Origin of the sequence: Bacillus cereus (assembly GCF_002577405.1) — a bacterium.
GTDB lineage: Bacteria > Bacillota > Bacilli > Bacillales > Bacillaceae_G > Bacillus_A > Bacillus_A cereus_AU.
Genome location: NZ_NULR01000032.1, coordinates 1 through 981, shown reverse-complemented (window position 1 = coordinate 981; position 981 = coordinate 1). Strand labels below are relative to the sequence as shown.

The following is a 981-nucleotide window of genomic DNA, read 5'->3' as shown; positions in this document are numbered from 1 at the left end:
TGACATTACGAATACGAAAGATGCGAAAACAACAGTAGCAGGAACGAAAACTTGGAATGACAACAATGCATCAGATCGACCAACAACAATCAAAGTAGACTTATTGCAAAATGGTAATGTAATTCAAACACAAGATGTAACAGCATTAAATGGTTGGAATTATTTATTTACAGACTTGGCACGATATGATGCAAATGGTGTTCCTTATACTTATACAGTAAAAGAGCATCCAGTAGCGGGCTATAAATCGGAAGTAAATGGCTACAACATTACAAACACAAAAGTAGCAAAATTGACAGTAGAAGGAATCAAGACATGGAAAGACGGAAATGGGATAGACCGTCCGTCAATGATCAAAGTAAACCTACTACAAAACGGTAACGTATTCAAAACACAAGACGTACTAGCAGTAATGGGTTGGAAATATATATTTGCAGATTTAGAAGCATACGATGCGAATGGAGTAGCTTATCAGTATGAGGTGAAAGAACAGCCGATTGCGGGATATAAATCTAGCGTAAGCGGTTATGACATCACAAATACAAAAGTAGGCGAAACGAAAGTAGAAGGAACAAAGACGTGGAAAGATAACAACGCACCAAATCGACCAAGCGTAGTAAAAGTAGATTTACTACAAAACGGTAAAGTAGTAGACACAAAAGAAGTAACAGCAGAAACAAACTGGAAGTATGCATTTGAAAAACTCCAAGCATACGATACAAACGGAGTAGCTTACATCTATACAGTGAAAGAGCAGCCAGTAGACGGATACAAATCCGAAGTAAAAGGTTATGACATCACAAATACAAAAGTAGGCGAAACGAAAGTAGAAGGAACAAAAACGTGGAAAGATGATAACGCACCAAATCGTCCTTCAATGATTAAAGTAGACTTACTACAAAACGGTAAAGTGATTACGACACAAGAAGTAAGTGAAGCGAGTGACTGGAAGTATGCATTTAAAGATTTAGCGGCATATGA

The 981-nt window shown here is 37.3% G+C and carries 1 protein-coding gene; it reads left to right on the top strand.

The genetic code is table 11. The features are described from left to right. Positions 1-981: Cna B-type domain-containing protein (locus tag COC96_RS28260; RefSeq protein ID WP_257202267.1), on the top strand; the 981-nt coding region annotated here is incomplete at both ends.